The organism is Streptomyces sp. MAI_2237 (assembly GCF_054189285.1).
This window is the reverse complement of the sequence record NZ_JAJPGQ010000009.1, coordinates 141717-158353: the sequence shown is the minus strand read 5'-3', so window position 1 is coordinate 158353 and position 16637 is coordinate 141717. Positions and strand designations below refer to the sequence as shown.

At 68.9% G+C, this 16637-nt stretch carries 10 protein-coding genes and 1 pseudogene; 5 read left to right on the top strand and 6 right to left on the bottom strand.

The features are described 5' to 3' along the window. Window positions 1-39: 39 nt before the first annotated feature. On the bottom strand, window positions 40-1977 hold the full coding sequence (locus LN251_RS36000; RefSeq protein WP_458248365.1) for an AfsR/SARP family transcriptional regulator: 1938 nt from the start codon (window positions 1975-1977) through the stop codon (window positions 40-42). A 113-nt stretch (window positions 1978-2090) separates the two neighbouring features. On the opposite strand from LN251_RS36000, the gene LN251_RS35995 reads away from it, so the two are divergent. The 3 genes from LN251_RS35995 to LN251_RS35985 all read left to right on the top strand — a co-directional run bounded on the left by LN251_RS35995 (window position 2091) and on the right by LN251_RS35985 (window position 5052). Further along, window positions 2091-2969, top strand: a complete 879-nt coding sequence (locus LN251_RS35995) for an alpha/beta fold hydrolase (RefSeq protein ID WP_458248364.1) — start codon at window positions 2091-2093, stop codon at window positions 2967-2969. A gap of 488 nt (window positions 2970-3457) precedes the next feature. Then, entirely contained in the window at window positions 3458-4339 is an 882-nt protein-coding gene (locus tag LN251_RS35990; RefSeq protein WP_458248363.1) for a S41 family peptidase, read from the top strand. 224 nt (window positions 4340-4563) lie between these two features. Next, window positions 4564-5052, top strand: coding sequence for a hypothetical protein (locus tag LN251_RS35985; RefSeq protein ID WP_458248362.1), 489 nt, complete (start codon window positions 4564-4566; stop codon window positions 5050-5052). 361 nt (window positions 5053-5413) lie between these two features. Here LN251_RS35985 and LN251_RS35980 read toward each other — a convergent pair whose 3' ends face one another. After that, window positions 5414-8716, bottom strand: coding sequence for a S8 family peptidase (locus tag LN251_RS35980; RefSeq protein ID WP_458248361.1), 3303 nt, complete (start codon window positions 8714-8716; stop codon window positions 5414-5416). A gap of 667 nt (window positions 8717-9383) precedes the next feature. On the opposite strand from LN251_RS35980, the gene LN251_RS35975 reads away from it, so the two are divergent. After that, window positions 9384-9599, top strand: coding sequence for a hypothetical protein (locus tag LN251_RS35975; protein ID WP_458248360.1), 216 nt, complete (start codon window positions 9384-9386; stop codon window positions 9597-9599). 519 nt (window positions 9600-10118) lie between these two features. Here the strand turns inward: LN251_RS35975 and LN251_RS35970 are convergent. Further along, on the bottom strand, window positions 10119-12518 hold the full coding sequence (locus LN251_RS35970) for a SpoIIE family protein phosphatase (protein ID WP_458248359.1): 2400 nt from the start codon (window positions 12516-12518) through the stop codon (window positions 10119-10121). Window positions 12519-12920: 402 nt separating this feature from the next. Then, window positions 12921-13769 carry a patatin-like phospholipase family protein gene (locus tag LN251_RS35965; RefSeq protein ID WP_458248358.1) on the bottom strand — a complete coding sequence of 283 codons (849 nt, stop codon included), beginning with the start codon at window positions 13767-13769 and terminating at the stop codon, window positions 12921-12923. A 53-nt stretch (window positions 13770-13822) separates the two neighbouring features. Between LN251_RS35965 and LN251_RS35960 the strand changes: the two genes are divergently transcribed. Then, on the top strand, window positions 13823-14377 hold the full coding sequence (locus LN251_RS35960; protein ID WP_458248357.1) for a TetR/AcrR family transcriptional regulator: 555 nt from the start codon (window positions 13823-13825) through the stop codon (window positions 14375-14377). A 504-nt stretch (window positions 14378-14881) separates the two neighbouring features. Here LN251_RS35960 and LN251_RS35955 read toward each other — a convergent pair. Together LN251_RS35955 and LN251_RS35950 are read right to left on the bottom strand one after the other, a co-directional pair. After that, window positions 14882-15136, bottom strand: a pseudogene (locus LN251_RS35955) (protein kinase domain-containing protein); the annotation flags it as partial. A gap of 454 nt (window positions 15137-15590) precedes the next feature. Beyond that, window positions 15591-16607 (bottom strand): helix-turn-helix domain-containing protein, encoded by a 1017-nt coding sequence (locus tag LN251_RS35950; RefSeq protein ID WP_458248356.1) that lies wholly within the window; start codon window positions 16605-16607, stop codon window positions 15591-15593. Between the last annotated feature and the right edge of the window lie 30 nt (window positions 16608-16637).

Sequence of the window (16637 nt, the reverse complement as noted above, 5' to 3'; positions counted from 1 at the left end):
TGAGCGCGGACGGGCTCGGGGTGCGCGGATTGCGGTCGCTCACCCCACTGCGGCGCACGCCTCCGCCTCTGCCAGGTACCGCGCCACCGGGCCCAGGGTCAGCATGCCGCTCGCGGCGCCGGCGTGTTCTGCAGAGGCATCGCGCAGGGCAGCCACACAGCGTGCGGCGATTTCGCGCTCGCCGAGGCGTACGGCGGCGCGGGCGGTCAGGCACCACATGGCCTCCTGCATGTGGTCCCGCGGTGGTTCGGGCACGGCAGCGAGGGCGGTACGGGCCTCCTCGCGGCTGTCCTGGGCGAGCAGTACAAGGGGTAGCGTCCAGGGCCTGTAGGGGCCCCAGCCGAGGTGCAGGTCGGTGGGCGCCGGCCGGTCGTGCAGCAGGCGCAGTCCCAGGAGGGCGAGCGGGAACAGGCCGCGGTGCAGCCCCGGCATTCCGGCCGTGCGGAGGGCGTCCTCGGCAGAGCGGTAGTGCGCTGCTGCCGTGGCGGCGGTCGGTCCGCCGGGTTCGGCGCTGCGGGCGGCTGTTGCCCGGGCCCTGAACCAGCCGGTGAGGACGGGGACGAGGGGCGCCTCGGTGGTGGCCGCGAGCTGGTCGGCTGCGTGGGCGTGCGAGGTCGCGGCGTCGAGGTCGCCGAGGGCCGAGGCGGATTGCAGACGGACGAGTCGGCCCAGTACGGCGAAGTTCGGCAGCTCGTGCCGGGTGGCCAGGTCGAGGATCTCCGCGCCGGTCCTGTCCCGTGCCGCCGCGAGCCCGGGACGGGTGAAGGACTGCAGGAACACCCCGTTGAGGGCGAAGGCCAGTAGGGCGGGATCGGCCAGGTGCCGTGCCAACTCCTCTGCCTGTCGCGCCGACTGCTCCGCGTGCTTCAGCTCGGGTTTGGACAGATCGGCGCTACGGCTCTCGACAGCGACCGTGGCCAGGAGGCGGACGCGCAGATCGGCGGGGCCTTCTGGGCCAAGCGCGGTGAGCGTGCGCTCGGCAGCAGCGACGACGGCGCGGGACTGCTCGGGGTCGTCGGCCCGGCTCCAGAGGGCGGGTACGTCGTAGGCGCCGATGGTTCTGGCGGTCAGAGAGAGGTCTCCTGTGCGCTCCGCCGCGTGGATTGCGGTGAGGCGGTCGCGCCGAGAGTGGACGAGGGCGTCGCCCCCCGCCAGCGCGAGGGTGCGGGCCAGGTCCATGGTGGTGCGCGGGCCGAGCCGGACACCATGGCCGGTCCACGCGGTACGTGTTTCTTCCAGGGGAGCGGCCCCGTTGAGGATGTCCGTCTCCAGGCGCTGAAGGTCGGCACTGGGGTCGAGTCCGAGCTGGTCAACGAGCATCGTGCGGGCGCGGCGGAGGACGGCCAGTGCGTCGGCCTGGCGGCCCGCGCGGTACAGCGCGCGGGCAAGCAGCTCCCAGGCCGGCTCGCGCCACGGGTGTTCGGCGACATGGGCACCCAGTTCGGCGACGAGGTCGGCCCCTTCGCCGGAATCGAGGAGGATGCGGGCGCGCAGTTCCACCCCCTCCAACCTCAATTCCTCCAGTCGGGTCCGCTCGCGCTGCGCCCAGGCCGAGCCGGTCACATCGGCGTAGGCGGGTCCGCGCCACATCGCGAGTGCCGCGCTGAGGTCGGTCACCGCGTCGGGGTTGCGGCGGGCTCGGGCCAGGGTGTCCTGGAACCGATGGACGTCCACGTCATCGCGCGGCAGGCGCAGTGCGTAGCCGGGACCTTCGGTGACGATGACTCGCGGCGGATTGCGGGGCGGCCGGTCGGGTTCGAGCGCGCGGCGCAGCGCAGCGACGAACGTACGCAAAGCACCCACGGCCCGGGCCGGCGGATCGGTCCACAGGTCATCGACAAGGGTGTCGGTGGTGACCATCCGTCCTTCGGCTGCGACGAGCCGGGCGAGTACCTCACGATGGCGGGGTCCGCCCAGGTCAACCGGGCTGCCGTCGTCGCGGAGGGCCCGCACCGCACCGAGCACGTCGATTTGCATGCCCCCATCCTCCGTGCCGGGGGCCGGTTGCGCCCAACCGTACTGATCGGCTGCTGATCGCAGTCGCGCAAGCTGATCCGGTCAAGTCCCCGACCCGAAAGGGGTGGTCCCTCATGACGCTCACCATTCCCGGCTTCGATCACGTGCGTCTGCCCAGTGCGGACGGTGTGGAGCTGGCTGCAGCCGTCGGCGGCAGTGGCAGCCCGGTCGTGCTGTTGCACGGTTTTCCCCAGACCCACCTGATGTGGCGACACGTCGCCGAGCGGCTCTGCGACGAGCACACGGTGATCTGTCCTGACCTGCGGGGTTACGGCGCAAGTGACAAGCCGGCGGCCACCGGCCCCGGTGTGTATGCCAAGCGCACCATGGCCGCCGATGTCGTGACCCTGGCGGCGGCGCTCGGCCACGAGCGCTTTGCCCTCGTCGGCCACGACCGAGGCGCCCTGGTCGCCTTCCGGGCGGGATTGGACCACCCTGAGACCATCACGCACCTGGGCATCCTCGACATCGTGCCGACGCTCGACATGTGGAACGTCCTGCATGGCGTCTCGGCGGCAGTCGGCTACCACCTCTTCCTGATGGCGCAGCCGCCGGGCCTGCCGGAGGCGATGATCGCAGGCAGTGCGGAGGCGTTCTTCGGCTCGTTCCTCGACGCCTGGGCCAACGACCCGACCGCCATGCCCGCCGATGTGCGTGCCGAGTACCTGCGCGCGAGCGCCGCGGCGGTGACGTCGATCGTCGCGGACTACCGGGCCTCGGCGGACATCGACGTGGCGCACGACCAGGCGGATCTGGACGCCGGGTCTCAACTGGCCATGCCCGTGACGGTCGTCCAGCAGGACTGGGGCGCGCAGCTGGGCTACGACGCTGCCGGGGTGTGGAAGGCGTGGGCGCCGGACCTGGACCACCGGCTGACCCGCGCCGGGCACTTCATGGCCGAAGAGGCACCCGACGAGATCGCGTCGGCGATCAAGGGCCTGCTGGCCCGCTGAGCGTCCCGCTTGGACTCGTCGGGGGTTCGTCGATCTGAGGGCGCGTGTTATCGTCCCGCTTCTCGCGGCGGGGCCCTGCTGGTGCCGGCTGCCACGGCGTGGCTGGTGCACCGCACGGGAAAGACAGCAGTCTTCGCGACGCCCCTTCCCGCGGCAGCGAAGTACAGCACGGCAGTTCCGACTACAGCCCAGAACTACGGTTGCCACCCTGAGGATCAACACGAATTCTCTTCTCAGCCGCCATGGAGAGGACCCGCGGGCGTGGAGAGCAACGGGTGCGGCAGGATGTCGACTGATGAAGCAGGCGCGGCGTTCGACTACCAGGGGGACAAGTGGGGCGGAACCGTTCCTTACACAGTGCGGCTGTCGGCTGGCTGGCCGCCCTGATGCTCCTCGCGACAGCCGGGTGCGCACACCGCGGGCAACCCAGACCAGACGATGACATATCGCCGACGGCGCACGCCTACCTGACGAAGGCACTGGACACGATGCAGAAGCACTCCCTTCTCACGCATCGCATCGACTGGCGGGCCCTGCGCGCCAAGGCGTTCACACAGGCACACGGCGCGCGGAAGCCGGCCGACACCTACCGGGCAATCGAAGGGGCGGTGGCGTCGCTGGGCGACCAACACAGTCATTTCTGGGAGCCCGACGAGGCCAAGGATCGCTACGGATTCTCCGCGACGGCCTTCGACGGTCTGGAAGGCCGCGCGCTGAAGGGGGGTCCCGGCTACATCTCTCTGCCCGGGGTGCAGGGTTCTGGCAAGACCTACGACGCGTATGTACGGCAGGGCCGGGCAGCCCTGGCCAAGGCTGAGCGGGACGGTGCGTGCGGCTGGGTGGTGGACCTGCGCTCGGACACGGGCGGCAGCATGGACCCGATGTTCGCCGTCGTGGGACCGATCCTTGGTGACGGCAACGTCGGGATGTTCGTCGACGCTGACGGGACAAAGAAAGGCGTCTGGTCCGTGCGGCATGGCGACTTCTCCGTGGATGGTACGTCGGCCGGCTGGGCCGGCAACCGGCCCCTGTCGGGGCCCACACCGCCCGTCGCGGTGTTGACCGGCAAGCAGACGGCCAGTGCCGGTGAAGCCGTCGCGGTGGCCTTCCGTGGACGCCCGCACACTCGGTCCTTCGGTGAGCCCACCTACGGGGTCCCCACAGGCAACAATCCCTACCACCTGTCCGACGGAGCCGTGATCGTGCTGACAGTGGTCAAGGAAGCCGACCGCACCGGCCGGACCTACGACACCTCGATCCCTCCGGACCAAGAGATCGTCAACGACCCACGGCCAGTAGCCCGCCACCAGGACGAAACCCTGGACACGGCGACCAAGTGGCTCCTCCGGCAACCCGCGTGTCAGCAGTGAACCACGCCAGGCGGCCTGGGGCTTCGTCAGCCGCGAGCGGGGCTGAGCAAACGCACCGTCACGCAGCGTCCGGGACCGTCCGGGCGTCATCACCCAAATGGCCAACGGCCGGGCTTACGTGAGTGCGTACACCGGCGCCCGCCTGAACCAGCCCTCGACTACTACATCGCCACGTCGAGGGGCACGTGGGCGGACACTTTTCACGTCGTTCCGGGATGGTACTGATGACCCAGTCGTACAAGAAGCGCCTGTGCACAGCGGCGGTAGCACTGGCCATGCTGGCAGCGGCAGCCGTCACCTGGTGGCTGCTGCGGGATCCCTCCCCGTACTCCCTGCACAAGACACCGTCGGTGACGGTCACCGTACAAGCGGCCAAATCGCAGTACCCCGATGCGAAGCAGATCGCCGGTGACGTCGATCTGCTCGTCAAGGTGTACGTCCAGCGTCTGAAGGCCGGCGACGCCACCGACCTGGCTCGCATCGGCGCCCCCTGGTACACCGGACGGACACAGGCCGCCCGAACGCTGATCGCCCGATACGGCGCACACGCCGACGAACCCGTCGAGGCAACCATTCAGGACCCCGTGGTTCCCTACCTCGCCCAAGTCGAACTCCGCTTCAGAGATGGGCAACGGCAAACGGTGGACCTCAGCCGCGACCACGATCACGTGTGGTGGCTGCAACTAGGCGACGGAGACCCCGTGGCCCCGTAAGCGCCGGGTTTGCCTGCGAAAGTGCCAGGAGCCGCTCGTGAGAACTTCGCTCGCGGCTCTTCCTCGTCACCGGACAAGCGCGTAAGGCCCTTTGGCGGCCTGGAATGCCCCCTCGTCGGTGGCACAAGCGGCAGCAGTCGCCTGCCAGGCGCAACGGCTGGGCAACCGCTCAGCGTTCTGCCGCCGGGACCGGAGCTGCTGTCCACGGCGACCGGTCCGGAGTCGTCTGGGTGGTGCCCGTGGCCACTGGGGCAGTGCCTGTGGTCAGAGGCGGGCCCGCTGTCGTCAGGGGCGGAGCACGACAACGGCCCGCGGGAAGTGGTGCTTCCCGCGGGCCGTCCGTCATCGGCCTATCGGCGTCTCACTTGCCGAGGTAGGCGTTGTAGATGGTGATCGCCGACGTGTTGCCCTTCTTGTCGGTGATCTTGGCGCGGAACGAGATGCCCTTGTTCTTCGCCGGGCTCTTCACGGTGATCTTGCCGCCGCGGACGGTGACCTTCTTGAAGGTCTTGCCGTCGTAGGAGACGTACACCGAGAAGGACTTCAGGTTGCCGCCCGCGGCCGCGCCCTCGACGGTCACCGGGAAGGTGACCTTCTTGCCGGCGTCGACCCGGCTGTCCAGGCCGGTCGTGGCGCCGAAGTGAAGGGCGGACACGGGGAGCTTGGCGATACCGCCGCCCGACGGCTTCTTGGAGCGGAATGTCCAGGTGGCGTCGATCCGCGAGGAGACCGCGGCGACGTCCGGCGAACGCTTGACCGAGGTGGTCAGCTTGTACGCGGCGTCGGCGGAGGGGACGTTGAAGGGCTCGCCGAACAGCGGGTCGTGGTTGGAGGCGACCTTGCTGCCGTTGCGGTACAGGGTGGTGTTCACCGAGCTGAAGAGCGAGGAGCCGGCGTGCTTGGCCCCGTCGGCGAACAGCGGCAGCATGCCGTAGATCTGGTTGCCGTCGCGGTAGACACCGAAGTCGGCGTTCAGATGCGGGCCGAAGACCGCGGTGTTGAACGTCTTCGTGTACGACTTGCCGGCCGAGTAGGACTGGGCGCCCAGGGCGTAGCCTGCCTCGCCGATCGGGAAGCCGTCCTGGTCGAGACCGCCGTCCTGTTCGAATTCCAGCTCCCACTTCACGCCGCCCTTGGCGGCCAGGTGCAGGGTGCGGGTGCCGGGCAGCTTCTGCGGGATGGAGACGGCGGAGGCACCGGAGGCGCCGGGCAGCCAGCCGAGGGCGGCGACGGAGCCCTTCTTGCCGCTCACGGAGGCGCCGAGCCGCGCCTTCACCGTGGCCAGTTCACTCGCCTTGTAGTGCTTGGTGTAACCGGTGGCGAGCTGCCTGACCGGGCCGCCGGAGGTGACGTCGTACTGCTCGGTGGCACCCTTGGTCCAGTGGCCGTCCCACTGCTGGGTCAGCGTACCGGCCGGCAGCTGCGGGCCCAGGTGGGCGGTGTGGAAGTTCTTGTACGTGGCGAGGAACCAGCCGAAGCCGTACTGGCCGTCGCCGATCGTCACGTCCCACTCGGGCGAGGCGAACACGGACTTGGCACCCGAGGCCGGGACGGTGATGTCCACCGGCTTGGCCTTGCGTGCGTCGATCGTGATCGTCTGCTTCTTGGCGACCGTCAGTTTCGGCTGGGCGATCGAGTCGATGCCCTTGCTCGCGTCCTGCGGGTCCCCGTAGACGGCGGCGTTGAGGATGTACGTGCCCTTGGGCGCCCGTACCTTCACCGTGCCCGACTTGTCGTACCCGTTCAGCTGCTGGCCGTTGGCCAGACCGGCCACACCGATCAGATCGGCGTTGTAGTACGGGGCCGGCTTGCCGTCACGACCGACGAACTTCAGCGTGACGTCGTAGGACTCCACCTCGCGCTGTACCGCGGCGGCCGTGCGGACGGTCTGCCCGTCGCCGGTCGCGGTCACATACGACGAGTAGGCGCCGTCGGTCGTGCCACCCAGCTTGGTGTCGGCCGTGAAGCCGACGGCGGCCTTGCCGTGCGCCGGGACGGTCACCGAGGTCGCGGCCAGCTTGAAGAAGCCGGCCGGGGCGGCATGGCCCTTGGGGTCGGTGGCGGTGCTGGTCAGCTTGAGCGTGACGTCCTTGTCGCCGAGGTTGCGGTACGTCAGCTGCTTGGTGACCGGCTTGTCGTCGGTGTGCGGCCATTGCTGCACCCCGAAGCTGACCGAGACCGGGTCGGCGATCACGGACTGCTTGATGGCCTTGTCGACCGCGATACGGCCCGAGCCCTGCTGGAACGGCGTGTACTTGCCGCCCTTGGCGGAGCCGGTCAGCGCGCCCTTCAGCTCGGCGTAGCCCCAGTCGGGGTGCTCCTGCTTGAGGATGGCGGCGGCGCCCGCGACGTGCGGGGTGGCCATCGACGTGCCGGAGATGGTCAGGTAGCCCTCGGGCTTCTCGCCGACCTCCTTGTCGATGACGCTGCCCTTGGCGGCTGCGGCGGTGATGTCCACGCCGGGCGCGGTGACGTCCGGCTTGATGGCGCCGTCGCCGGCCCGCGGACCGGTGGAGGAGAAGTCCGCCAGCTTGTCCTTCTTGTCGACGGCGCCGACGGTGAGCGCGGCGTCCGCGCTGCCCGGCGAACCGATCGAGTGGGGGCCCTCGTTGCCCGCGGCGATCGCGAACAGGACGCCCTTGTCGGCGGAGAGCTTGTTGACCTCGGCCTCGAGCGGGTCGATCTCGGGCGTGTCGTAGCCGCCCAGGCTGAGGTTGATGACGGAGGCGCCCTGCGCGGCCGCCCACTCCATGCCGGCGAGGATGCCGGAGTCGTCACCCGAGCCGGAGTCGTCCAGGACCTTGCCGTTGAGGATCTGGGCGTCGGGTGCGACACCCTTGTACTTGCCGCCCGACTTGGCGCCGGTACCCGCCACGATGGAGGCCACGTGCGTGCCGTGCCCGAAGTGGTCGGTGGCGTCGGCGGCCGCTGAGAAATTCTTGGACGCGACCACCTGGCTCTTGAGGTCCGGGTGGGTGGTGTCCACACCGGTGTCCAGGACGGCGACCTTGACGCCCTTGCCGGTGTAGCCGGCAGCCCACGCGACGGGGGCGCCGATCTGCGGCACGGACTTGTCGAGGGCGGCCTTGCGGACGCCGTCGAGCCAGACGTGCGCGATGCCGGAGGCGGCCCTGTCCCCGTTGGTGACGGCGTTCCACAGCTCGGCGGTGTCCTTGACCGGAGTCTGCACGGCGTCGGCGTTCAGCGCCTTCAGGCTGCGGCGCAGGGTGCCGGCGTCCCGGACGTCGGTCCTGGCGTCCGCGGCGGCGCCGCTGTAGCCGACGATGACCTTCAGGCCGTTCTTCTGGGCCTTGCGGATGGCGGCCTTGTTCAGCTCGGTGACGTCGAACAGGCGCTGGTCCAGCGTGCCGGAGGCGACCAGGCGGGCCGCGTCGGCCGGGACGACCAGCGTGTGGCCGTGGGCCTTGCGGACCTGGACGGGTATGTTCTCCCGGCCCTTGGCCCGACGCAGGCCGACGACGCGGCCCTTGGCGTCGACGTCGACTCGGTCCCCGGTGATCAGGGTGACGTGGTGCTCGGCGGTGAGTGAGGAGCCGGCGGCGTGCACTTGCTGCGCGGGCTTCGCCGACGCCGGGTTGGTCATACCCGCTGCGAGGGCGACGGCTGCGGCGGTGGCCACTGTGGCCGCAGCTGCTCTTTTCACTTGTCTGCGCAAGATCTCCCCCTGGAGATGAGGTATCGGGCGAATTCCCCGTTCACCCGACCGAGGGGTATCTCGTACAGCTGTACACCGACCCCCCGGACGACGAAGTATGCCGGGGGTTGATGAGGCGACTCAAGAGTTGAGGGGACGGTGTGAAAGCGCTGCCTACAACTGTTACGCGCCCGGGCAGACACCGTTACAGAATCGCGAAGTCCCGCCCACCGCAACGGTGTTAAGCGACGTCAGGCACCCGCGTTCTCGTGCATGGTGATCTTCCCCGCGCGGGACCTCGTGCGCGATCGTTGAGTCGGAGGTGGCCGCGATCAACGGCAGCCTGTGCGCTCTCGGTTGCCCGCACGGCAGTGCTCTTACTGGTTCCAACAAAGGCGCTTGATCATGTGACTGTCGGCTTGATCGCTCGTAGGTGAGGGCATGGGGAAGGGTCAGTCGCGGCCGTGGATCGTGTCGGACGAACTGTCGTCGCTGATCGAGCCGTTGCTGCCCGCACCACCGCCCAAGCAGGTCGAGGGGCGGCCGCAGGTTCCCGACCGGCAGGCTCGGTGCGAGATCCCGTTCGTGCCACACCGGCATCCAGTAGGAGCACCTGCCCCAGGAGCTGGGCTTCGGCTCGGGCACGACCTGCTGGCGCCAGCTTGTTCAGCAGCAGTTGGTGCAGCTGGTCCCAGACACCCGCTTCGTTCCGGGCCGCCAGGATTCGGCACTGCGCGGCAACGTGTCTTTGGGTGAACGGACGTACGAGGAGCAAAGGGCGGCTCAGCACGAAGATCGCCTCGACAACCTCACCACCGGCAGCGGCCTGGCGGTCTACGGTCTCGTCGGGGTGACGATCGTATGCTGCGGGCTGCGGCGGCGAACAGCGTGAGGAGGAGGGGGCGGATCGTGCGGTCAGGTTGCGCTGTTCGAAAAGCAGCAGTGCGTGCAGGGCCTGCGTGGTGACGGCCGGAAGGCGGCGCCCGTCTCGCCCAGGCTGCCGCGCAGGCGAAGCCCACCACCTTGCAGAACCGGGACTGCAGTCCGGGACGCGGTATCGAGGACTGGCGCGGGGCGTCTGTGGTGTTCGGTGCTTTCTGCCCCGCTTCTGCTTCGAGATCGGGCAGAGCTTACGGAGCCCAACCTATCTTGCAATAGCGCGGGTTGACGCCGCTCCTGGCGCCGATGAGCTCGTCAGTACAAGCCATCCGAGGACCGCCGCGAGGCGTTCGTGCACCGGTTGACAATGGGAGCCGTCCTTCAGTGTGAGTAGTCCGTCCGCCGTCGCCAACCTGCGCCTGGCCTGCACTCGGCGGCCCCTCCACCTCAGTCATAAGCCGTAGCGGTAGGTCTGCTTGTCTGAGCCGGCGCCGCGTAAGGCTGTCTGCCACGCGGCTGGCCGTTTCGGCGCTCATGGGTAGGGGTTGCCTGCGGAAGGGCCGGCAAGGGGTAGCTCCGCCCAGATGACTTTCCCGTCTCCCGTGTAGCGTGTGCCCCAGCGCTGGGCGAATTGAGCGACGAGAAACAGGCCTCGCCCGCCTTCCTCACCGACATTGGCCCGCTGTAGATGGGGAGAGGTACTGCTGTGGTCGGAGACCGCGCAGATCAGCCGGTTCTGTGTCCGGATCAGGCGCAGCGCGACGGGGCCCATGGCATGGCGGATGGCATTGGTGACCAGTTCGCTGACGATCAGTTCTACGGAGAAGGTCAGCTCCATTAGCCCCCACTGGGTAAGGCGGTCGCTGGCCAGTTCCCGGGCTCGCCCTACGGCGGCTGGATCGAATGCCAGCTCCCAGGTGGCGACGTTCTCAACGGGAAGTGCGCGGGGGCGGGTGACGAGGAAGGCCACGTCATCGTGTGCGCGGGCGGGCAGCAAGAGGCGTTCCATGGTGTCGCAGATTTCCTCCAGGGGTCGGTCGGGGTGGGCGAGTGCGAAGCCCAACCGTTCCAGACCGGTGTCCTCATCGCCGTCGGAGGCCGTAAGCAGGCCATCGGTGTAAAGCGCCAGGACGCAGCCCTCGGGGATCCTCACCTCGACCGATTCGAACGGCAGTCCGCCTACGCCCAGCGGGGGCCCCGCCGGTATGTCGAGGAATTCCACCGCCTTGTCCAAGTGGGCGAGAGCAGGGGGCGGATGTCCAGCGCGGGCGAACATGGCACGGCGCGTTACCGGGTCGTAAATGCCGTACAGGCAGGAAGCGCCGAGCACGCCCTCGATTCCGTATGGGTGCGCAGCTTCGGCCTCCGCAGCCAGGCGGCTGACCAGGTCGTCGAGATGGGTCAGCAGCTCGTCGGGCGGCAGATCCAGGTCGGCCAGCGTGTGGACGGCGGTACGCAGCCGTCCCATCGTCGCCGCGGCGTGGATGCCGTGGCCGATGACGTCTCCGACGACCAGCCCTACCCGTGCGCATGCCAGGGGCAGCACATCGAACCAGTCACCGCCTACTCCTGCCTCAGTGTCCGCGGGCAGATAGCGGTAGGCGGCCTCCACGGCTTCCTGGGTGGGTAGCTCGTGGGGCAGCAGGCTGCGCTGCAGGGTGAGCGCGCTCTGGTGCTCGCGGGTATACCGACGTGCGTTGTCGATGCACACGGCGGCGCGGGCAGCGAGCTCCTCGACGAGCAGCAGGTCCTCGGCGGCGAAGGGGTCCGGGGTGCGCCAGCGCATGAGGGTGGCCACCCCCATGGTGACTCCGCGGGCACGCAACGGCACCACGAGGTGGGAGTGAATACCCAGCTTGCGCAGGCGCTCGCCGCGCACCGGGTCCTCGAGCAGCCACGGTAGTGACAGGTCCAGGACGGCGTTCAGGACGGGTTGTCCGCTCGTTAGACACTGCCAATGTGGGGACCCTTGCGAGTAGCCGACCCGCTGCCCAGGCGTGACGACGGCCTCGGGCAGGTCTTCCCTGACCGAACGATGAGCCACCCGGCAAAGGTCACCGGTCCTACGGGCGGACCGTGCGTCGGGTTCCCGTCCGGCCAGTACGTCGCCGAGCAGGTCGACAGCGGTGAAATCAGCGACACGGGGGACCAAGACCTCGGTCAGTTCCTGGACTGTGCGGTGCAGGTCCAGGGTGCTTCCGATCAGGACGCTGGCCTCGTTGAGCAGAGCCAGCCGCTGCTGTGCCTGGTGCAGATCGGTGACATCCACCGACTCCTCGCACACTCCCAGCGGTCTGCCGTCCGCATCCTGCAGCCGGTAATAGGACAGGGACCACACATGTTCCCGATCGGGGTCAGAAGGGGGGCGCCCCCGGTAATGCACCCCTGTAACCGTCTGTCCGGAATCAAGAACTTTGCCCATGAGCTGCGTGATCGTGGCGGGATACTGCGCTGAGACTATCTCGCTCCCCGGGTACAGCTCGTCCTCGCTGCGCCCGACGTACTGGGCGAACGCCCCGGGGAGCTCCTGCCGGGCTGCGGCGTTCGCCCACGCCACGCGCAAGTCCGGTCCGTAGATGGTCATCCCGACCGGGGAGTGCGTCGAAATGCCGTGCAGCATCGCCTGCTGCAACTGCCGGTCCCGCACGTGCTCGGGGTCCCCGAGGAACACCACCGTGGTGGGGCCCACCACGGTGGCGGGCAGCTGACGGCACGCTGCCGCCAACCGCAACAGGCGGCCGGACCGGTGCCGGAAGACGACGTCAAGCCAGCGTTCTGGTCCTGATTGAGTGAGCCGTTCGCCCGCTCTCTGCCCGTCCACGTGCACCGAAAAGTTGTCGACGGGCTGCCCAAGGGCCTCCTGTGCACGATAACCGAGCAAATGTTCGGCCTCGGGACTCCAGCCGGCCACGAGCCCTTCGCTGTCCAGCATGACTGTGGCGACCCCCGGCACCCACGAAAAACCGCCGAAGCCGGCGGGTGCAGGTTCACTCGATGGCGCACTCATCGCATCCGTCCTCGCCCCGCGTCCGCCGTCCGGCAGACCGCCCTTACCTCAAGGATCAGCCCAGCGCGGGTGTGACACAAACGTCAGCGCACCGTCACAATGATCAGGCAGCGGCATTTGCATCCTCGTCTACCGCAGGCGCGCCATCCCGTCGGGTGTTCTTGCCGCGCGAGGCTGTACCAGGGCTGACTGCCCGCCGGTGATCAGGTGGTGTTTGGAGCGGGCACCTCCTGGGGCGACCGGCGAGGGCCCGTGTGCCGCCTCCACTCAGAGCCTGCGGGGGAGGAGTCGACCACACACCGGGACCTGGCGGCCGGCGACGGTGCTTCAGGCCCACAGCACCTTGATGTCGGCGGCAATGGCACGGCCCTGGCGACGTCCGGCCTCCGCAGCGGCCTGCGCACGGTGGGGGTCGTAGGGATTGGGGCCGATCGCCTCGCGGCTGTCCTCGTCCGGAATGGCCAGGTAAGTGAAGGCATCCTGACGGAGACGGTCGACGTCGTCCTGGGCGCTGGGGATACCTGCGTACCCCTCGTGCATGGGGGCGAGGACGACGATGCGGTCGTGCCCGGCCGCGAGAGTGGCGTTGGCGGCGGAGACCATGCCCGCGTCGATCCACTCATGGCCGTTGAACGGGACGCTGGGCCAGATACCGGGGACGGCGGCACTGGCCGCGGTGGCGGTCTCGATCGAGATACCCGAGTCCGGGCCCAGCAGTTCCAGGCGGCCGGTGTCGGCGTCGGTCACAGTGACGCGCACGTTGATCGGCCACTGGTCGGTCCGCAGTCGGGCCCGCACCATGCCACTCCGGGTCTCGGTATCGACGTTCGGGGCGAACTTACGGGCCACGCGGCCGAATCCTGCCCCCACTGCTTCGGGATCGCCCGCACCGGAGCGGAACGCCTCGGCCCAGCCCGCGTACACGGCGGGATTGGTGCGCACGACCGGCTCGTGGTCGTCGGCATGGGCCTGGTCGGCATAGAGAGCTTCCCAGTCCGTGCCCGAGGCGTAGTTCGTGCCGATGAACGAGCCGGCAGACGTTCCGATCACCGTGTCCGCGTCGCGCAGGTCGACGCCCTCGTCGAGCAGACCGGCCAGCACGCCGATCTCCCATCCCATGCCGGTTACGCCGCCGCCGCCCAGGACCAGTGCTCGGGTCGTGCCCTTGGAAGCCATATCAGCCCTTTACGAGAACCGTTATTTTCGATAATCGACGTTATCATATCGACATGCAGAACGTGCCCCGCGGCCGCCCCCGCCGCTCTGACATCGATCGCCTGGCCCTCGAACATGCGTTGGGCCTGCTGGAGGAGCGCGGGTACGACGGGCTGCGGATGAAGGACGTGGCTGAGTCGGCCGGGATCGGACTCGGCGCTCTGTATCGGCGTTGGGCAGGCAAAGAGGAGCTGGTCATGGCTGCTCTGCGGGCAGACATGACGCAGCACGAGGAGGCCGAGAGCGGCGACCCGCTCGCCGACTTGGACGCCGCCCTGGGGCGCATCGCCAACGCCCTGCCGAACGGCCTTGGCCGCCTGATCGCCGCCTGCCTGAGCCAGCCCGACTCCGAGCTCGCACGCGTGGTGAGGAACGCGAAGCTCGCGCCCATGGCGGACGGCCTCACCGCCCGCCTGGAGAAGGTGATCGGGCCGGTGCCGGACGCTCGACAGCGCGCCGAAAGCGGGCTGGCCTACCTCATCTGGAGTGCGGCCGTCGCGCGGGAGCACAGTGATGCACAATCCCTGCGTGACCAGGCCCTCAGCATCATGGGAGTGACCTCGCCGTAGGCGGACAAAGCAGGTCTGACGAACAAAGCAGGTCTTGTATTCGCAGGTTGGCCGCGTGCGGAACGCGACCACCTCTCAAAGGGGGGCCTGCCCTGACCATCAGCAGCCCTGCGGCGGCTATCCGGCGCCCGGGTTCCTGCTGGCAGCGCGAGGTTCTGTTCGGCAACGGCAACGGCAACGGCAACGGCGTGCTGGGCGCGGCCGGCTGACGGGCACCAGGCGGCCGCGGAGCAATGCTCAGGACCTGTGGATCGGCTCGGGGAAGCCGTACCTTCCCGGGTGATTGATCGATAGATCACGTCGAGGTAGAACTTGCTGCTGCTGTTGTTGTCGACCGGGTGGTGCCTGCCGGCGTAGCTCTGGCGGCTTTCGCTGAGCTGCTCGGCCGCGGGATCAGCCCGCTTGGAGGGCGCGCTCCGGCCGCCGTTGGGCAGGTACTCGAAGTCGTGCTCGGCGTAGTCGTCCGCCATGGGGGCCTTGAGGTCGTTGAGGGTGAAGAGGGGTCTAAACACGGACTCCCGTGAAGGGTGGCGCGCCGGTGAGGAGTGCGCAGAGGACGCAGCCGAAGGAGTAGAGGATGCAGCGGGCGTCCACCTGCTTGGCCTGGCACCACGCCGGCGACACGTATGCGAAGACACCCATGACCTGGTAGTTCGGGGCCAAGCCCGTAGTGGAGTCGGACGAATACGCGCTGCCGACATCGTAGATCTTGATGCGCCCGTCCGACTGGAGGAAGAGGTTTGCCGGTTTGAGATCGCGGTTGACGACACCCCCTCATGCGTGGCAGCGACGGCCTCAAGGGCTCGGCGAGCCATATCGATCACACGGCGGATCGGCAGCCCCGTTGGGTCGCCGCGCAGGACGTGTGCCAGGTCCCTGCCCTTTAGCAGTTCTACGACGCAACAGGGCGGCGCAATTCCTGGTCCTCCGCGCGCCCGACCTCACCGTGTCCTTCACTCCGAGCGCCTCGACAATTGATAGCGCCCGCTCAACAGTTCACGGACTTCAACGCACTCTCAGGTCCCCCGCCCTGCGCTGTCCGCCGTCACTCCCCGATGATGGCAGGATTCCAGGCCCTCCGTCCTGGGGGCCGCAGCACCTTCGAGGAGATGCGGGCCCGTACCTGCCCGAATGCGGCGCGGCCAAGAAGTGGCTTCCCACCGCGGCCTCGAGTCAGCGGTGTGTATGTGGACACGCGGAATCCGAGTGACCGTCAGTTGACCGGAGGGCGGCGCGCGTGTTCCTCGGAAATGGCGGTCAGGTTGGCGGGCGTCTGCCCGTACTGCTTCTTGAAGGCGCGAATGAAGTGGCTGCTGTCCGAGAAGCGCCAGCGTGCCGCAAGTTCCGAGACGGTCGGCCGGCCCAAGGGCGCGAGCAGCTCCTGTCGGGCGCGCTCCAGCCGCCTGCGGCGGACGTACGCCGATACCGACTCCTCCGCGGTGGTGAACGCCCGGTGCAGGGTGCGCACGGAGACGTTGAGGCGACGGGCCAGTGTCGTGGGGGAGAGCTCGGGGTCGGTGAGGTGCTCGTCCGCGAGATCCATGGCGGCACGGGCGAGCGCGCGTGCCAGCCGGGGTTCGGTGTCGTCGAACTCGCGCCGCAGGACCGCCCTGACGAGTTCGATCAGGGCGTCACGCGCGCCGCGCAGGCCGACGGGGCTGACTTCGTCCGCAGTCTCGCGGACCATCGCCGCGTGGGCCGTCAGGAGGCGCATCTCTCCGGAGTCGGCCGGACCGACGACCGGCCTCCCGCCGGTGGCCCGGCCGAGCACATCGGGAGGCAGGAGCAGAACGGTCGCCTCGGTACCGGGCCGCACGTCGAACAGCAGGGGCGGGTTGTTGCGACGGGCGATGAACGTCCCTGCCGAGACGGTGACGTCGTCCCCTCGCCCGCTGGGTGAGGAAAAGCGCCAGGAACCGCGCCGCACCAGGTGCAGTTCGAACCGGTCGCCGCTCTCCCGGGCCACCGTAGGCTGGCCGAGGAAGTGTTCGCTGTGGACGTCGGAGATCAGCGTGTCGTGCGCGACGGCACCGCGGACACTGATCCGAAAGCCTCCGCGCTTCCCGAGGTCGAGCGAAGGCAGGGGCCAGGGCTCGCCGGTCTGCGCCTCGAAGGACTGCCGGAAGGCGTCGAAGCCGTCCCTGCCCGTCCGTGCCCCCGTGACGTCCAGGGTGAACGTCCTGTCCTGCCGACCCGCCGCCTGAGCCTTCTCCACGCTCTCCTCTTCCATCAGGCAGGGAGATCCACCGGCGTGACGCTC

What these genes read in the sequence shown, in the direction of transcription:
- LN251_RS35970 (WP_458248359.1), bottom strand. Translation starts at nt 12,518, where the DNA reads ATGCTGGACAGCGAAGGGCTCGTGGCCGGCTGGAGTCCCGAGGCCGAA.
- LN251_RS35990 (WP_458248363.1), top strand. Translation starts at nt 3,458, where the DNA reads ATGCAGAAGCACTCCCTTCTCACGCATCGCATCGACTGGCGGGCCCTG.
- LN251_RS36000 (WP_458248365.1), bottom strand. Translation starts at nt 1,977, where the DNA reads ATGCAAATCGACGTGCTCGGTGCGGTGCGGGCCCTCCGCGACGACGGC.
- LN251_RS35985 (WP_458248362.1), top strand. Translation starts at nt 4,564, where the DNA reads ATGACCCAGTCGTACAAGAAGCGCCTGTGCACAGCGGCGGTAGCACTG.
- LN251_RS35995 (WP_458248364.1), top strand. Translation starts at nt 2,091, where the DNA reads ATGACGCTCACCATTCCCGGCTTCGATCACGTGCGTCTGCCCAGTGCG.
- LN251_RS35960 (WP_458248357.1), top strand. Translation starts at nt 13,823, where the DNA reads ATGCAGAACGTGCCCCGCGGCCGCCCCCGCCGCTCTGACATCGATCGC.
- LN251_RS35950 (WP_458248356.1), bottom strand. Translation starts at nt 16,607, where the DNA reads ATGGAAGAGGAGAGCGTGGAGAAGGCTCAGGCGGCGGGTCGGCAGGAC.
- LN251_RS35965 (WP_458248358.1), bottom strand. Translation starts at nt 13,769, where the DNA reads ATGGCTTCCAAGGGCACGACCCGAGCACTGGTCCTGGGCGGCGGCGGC.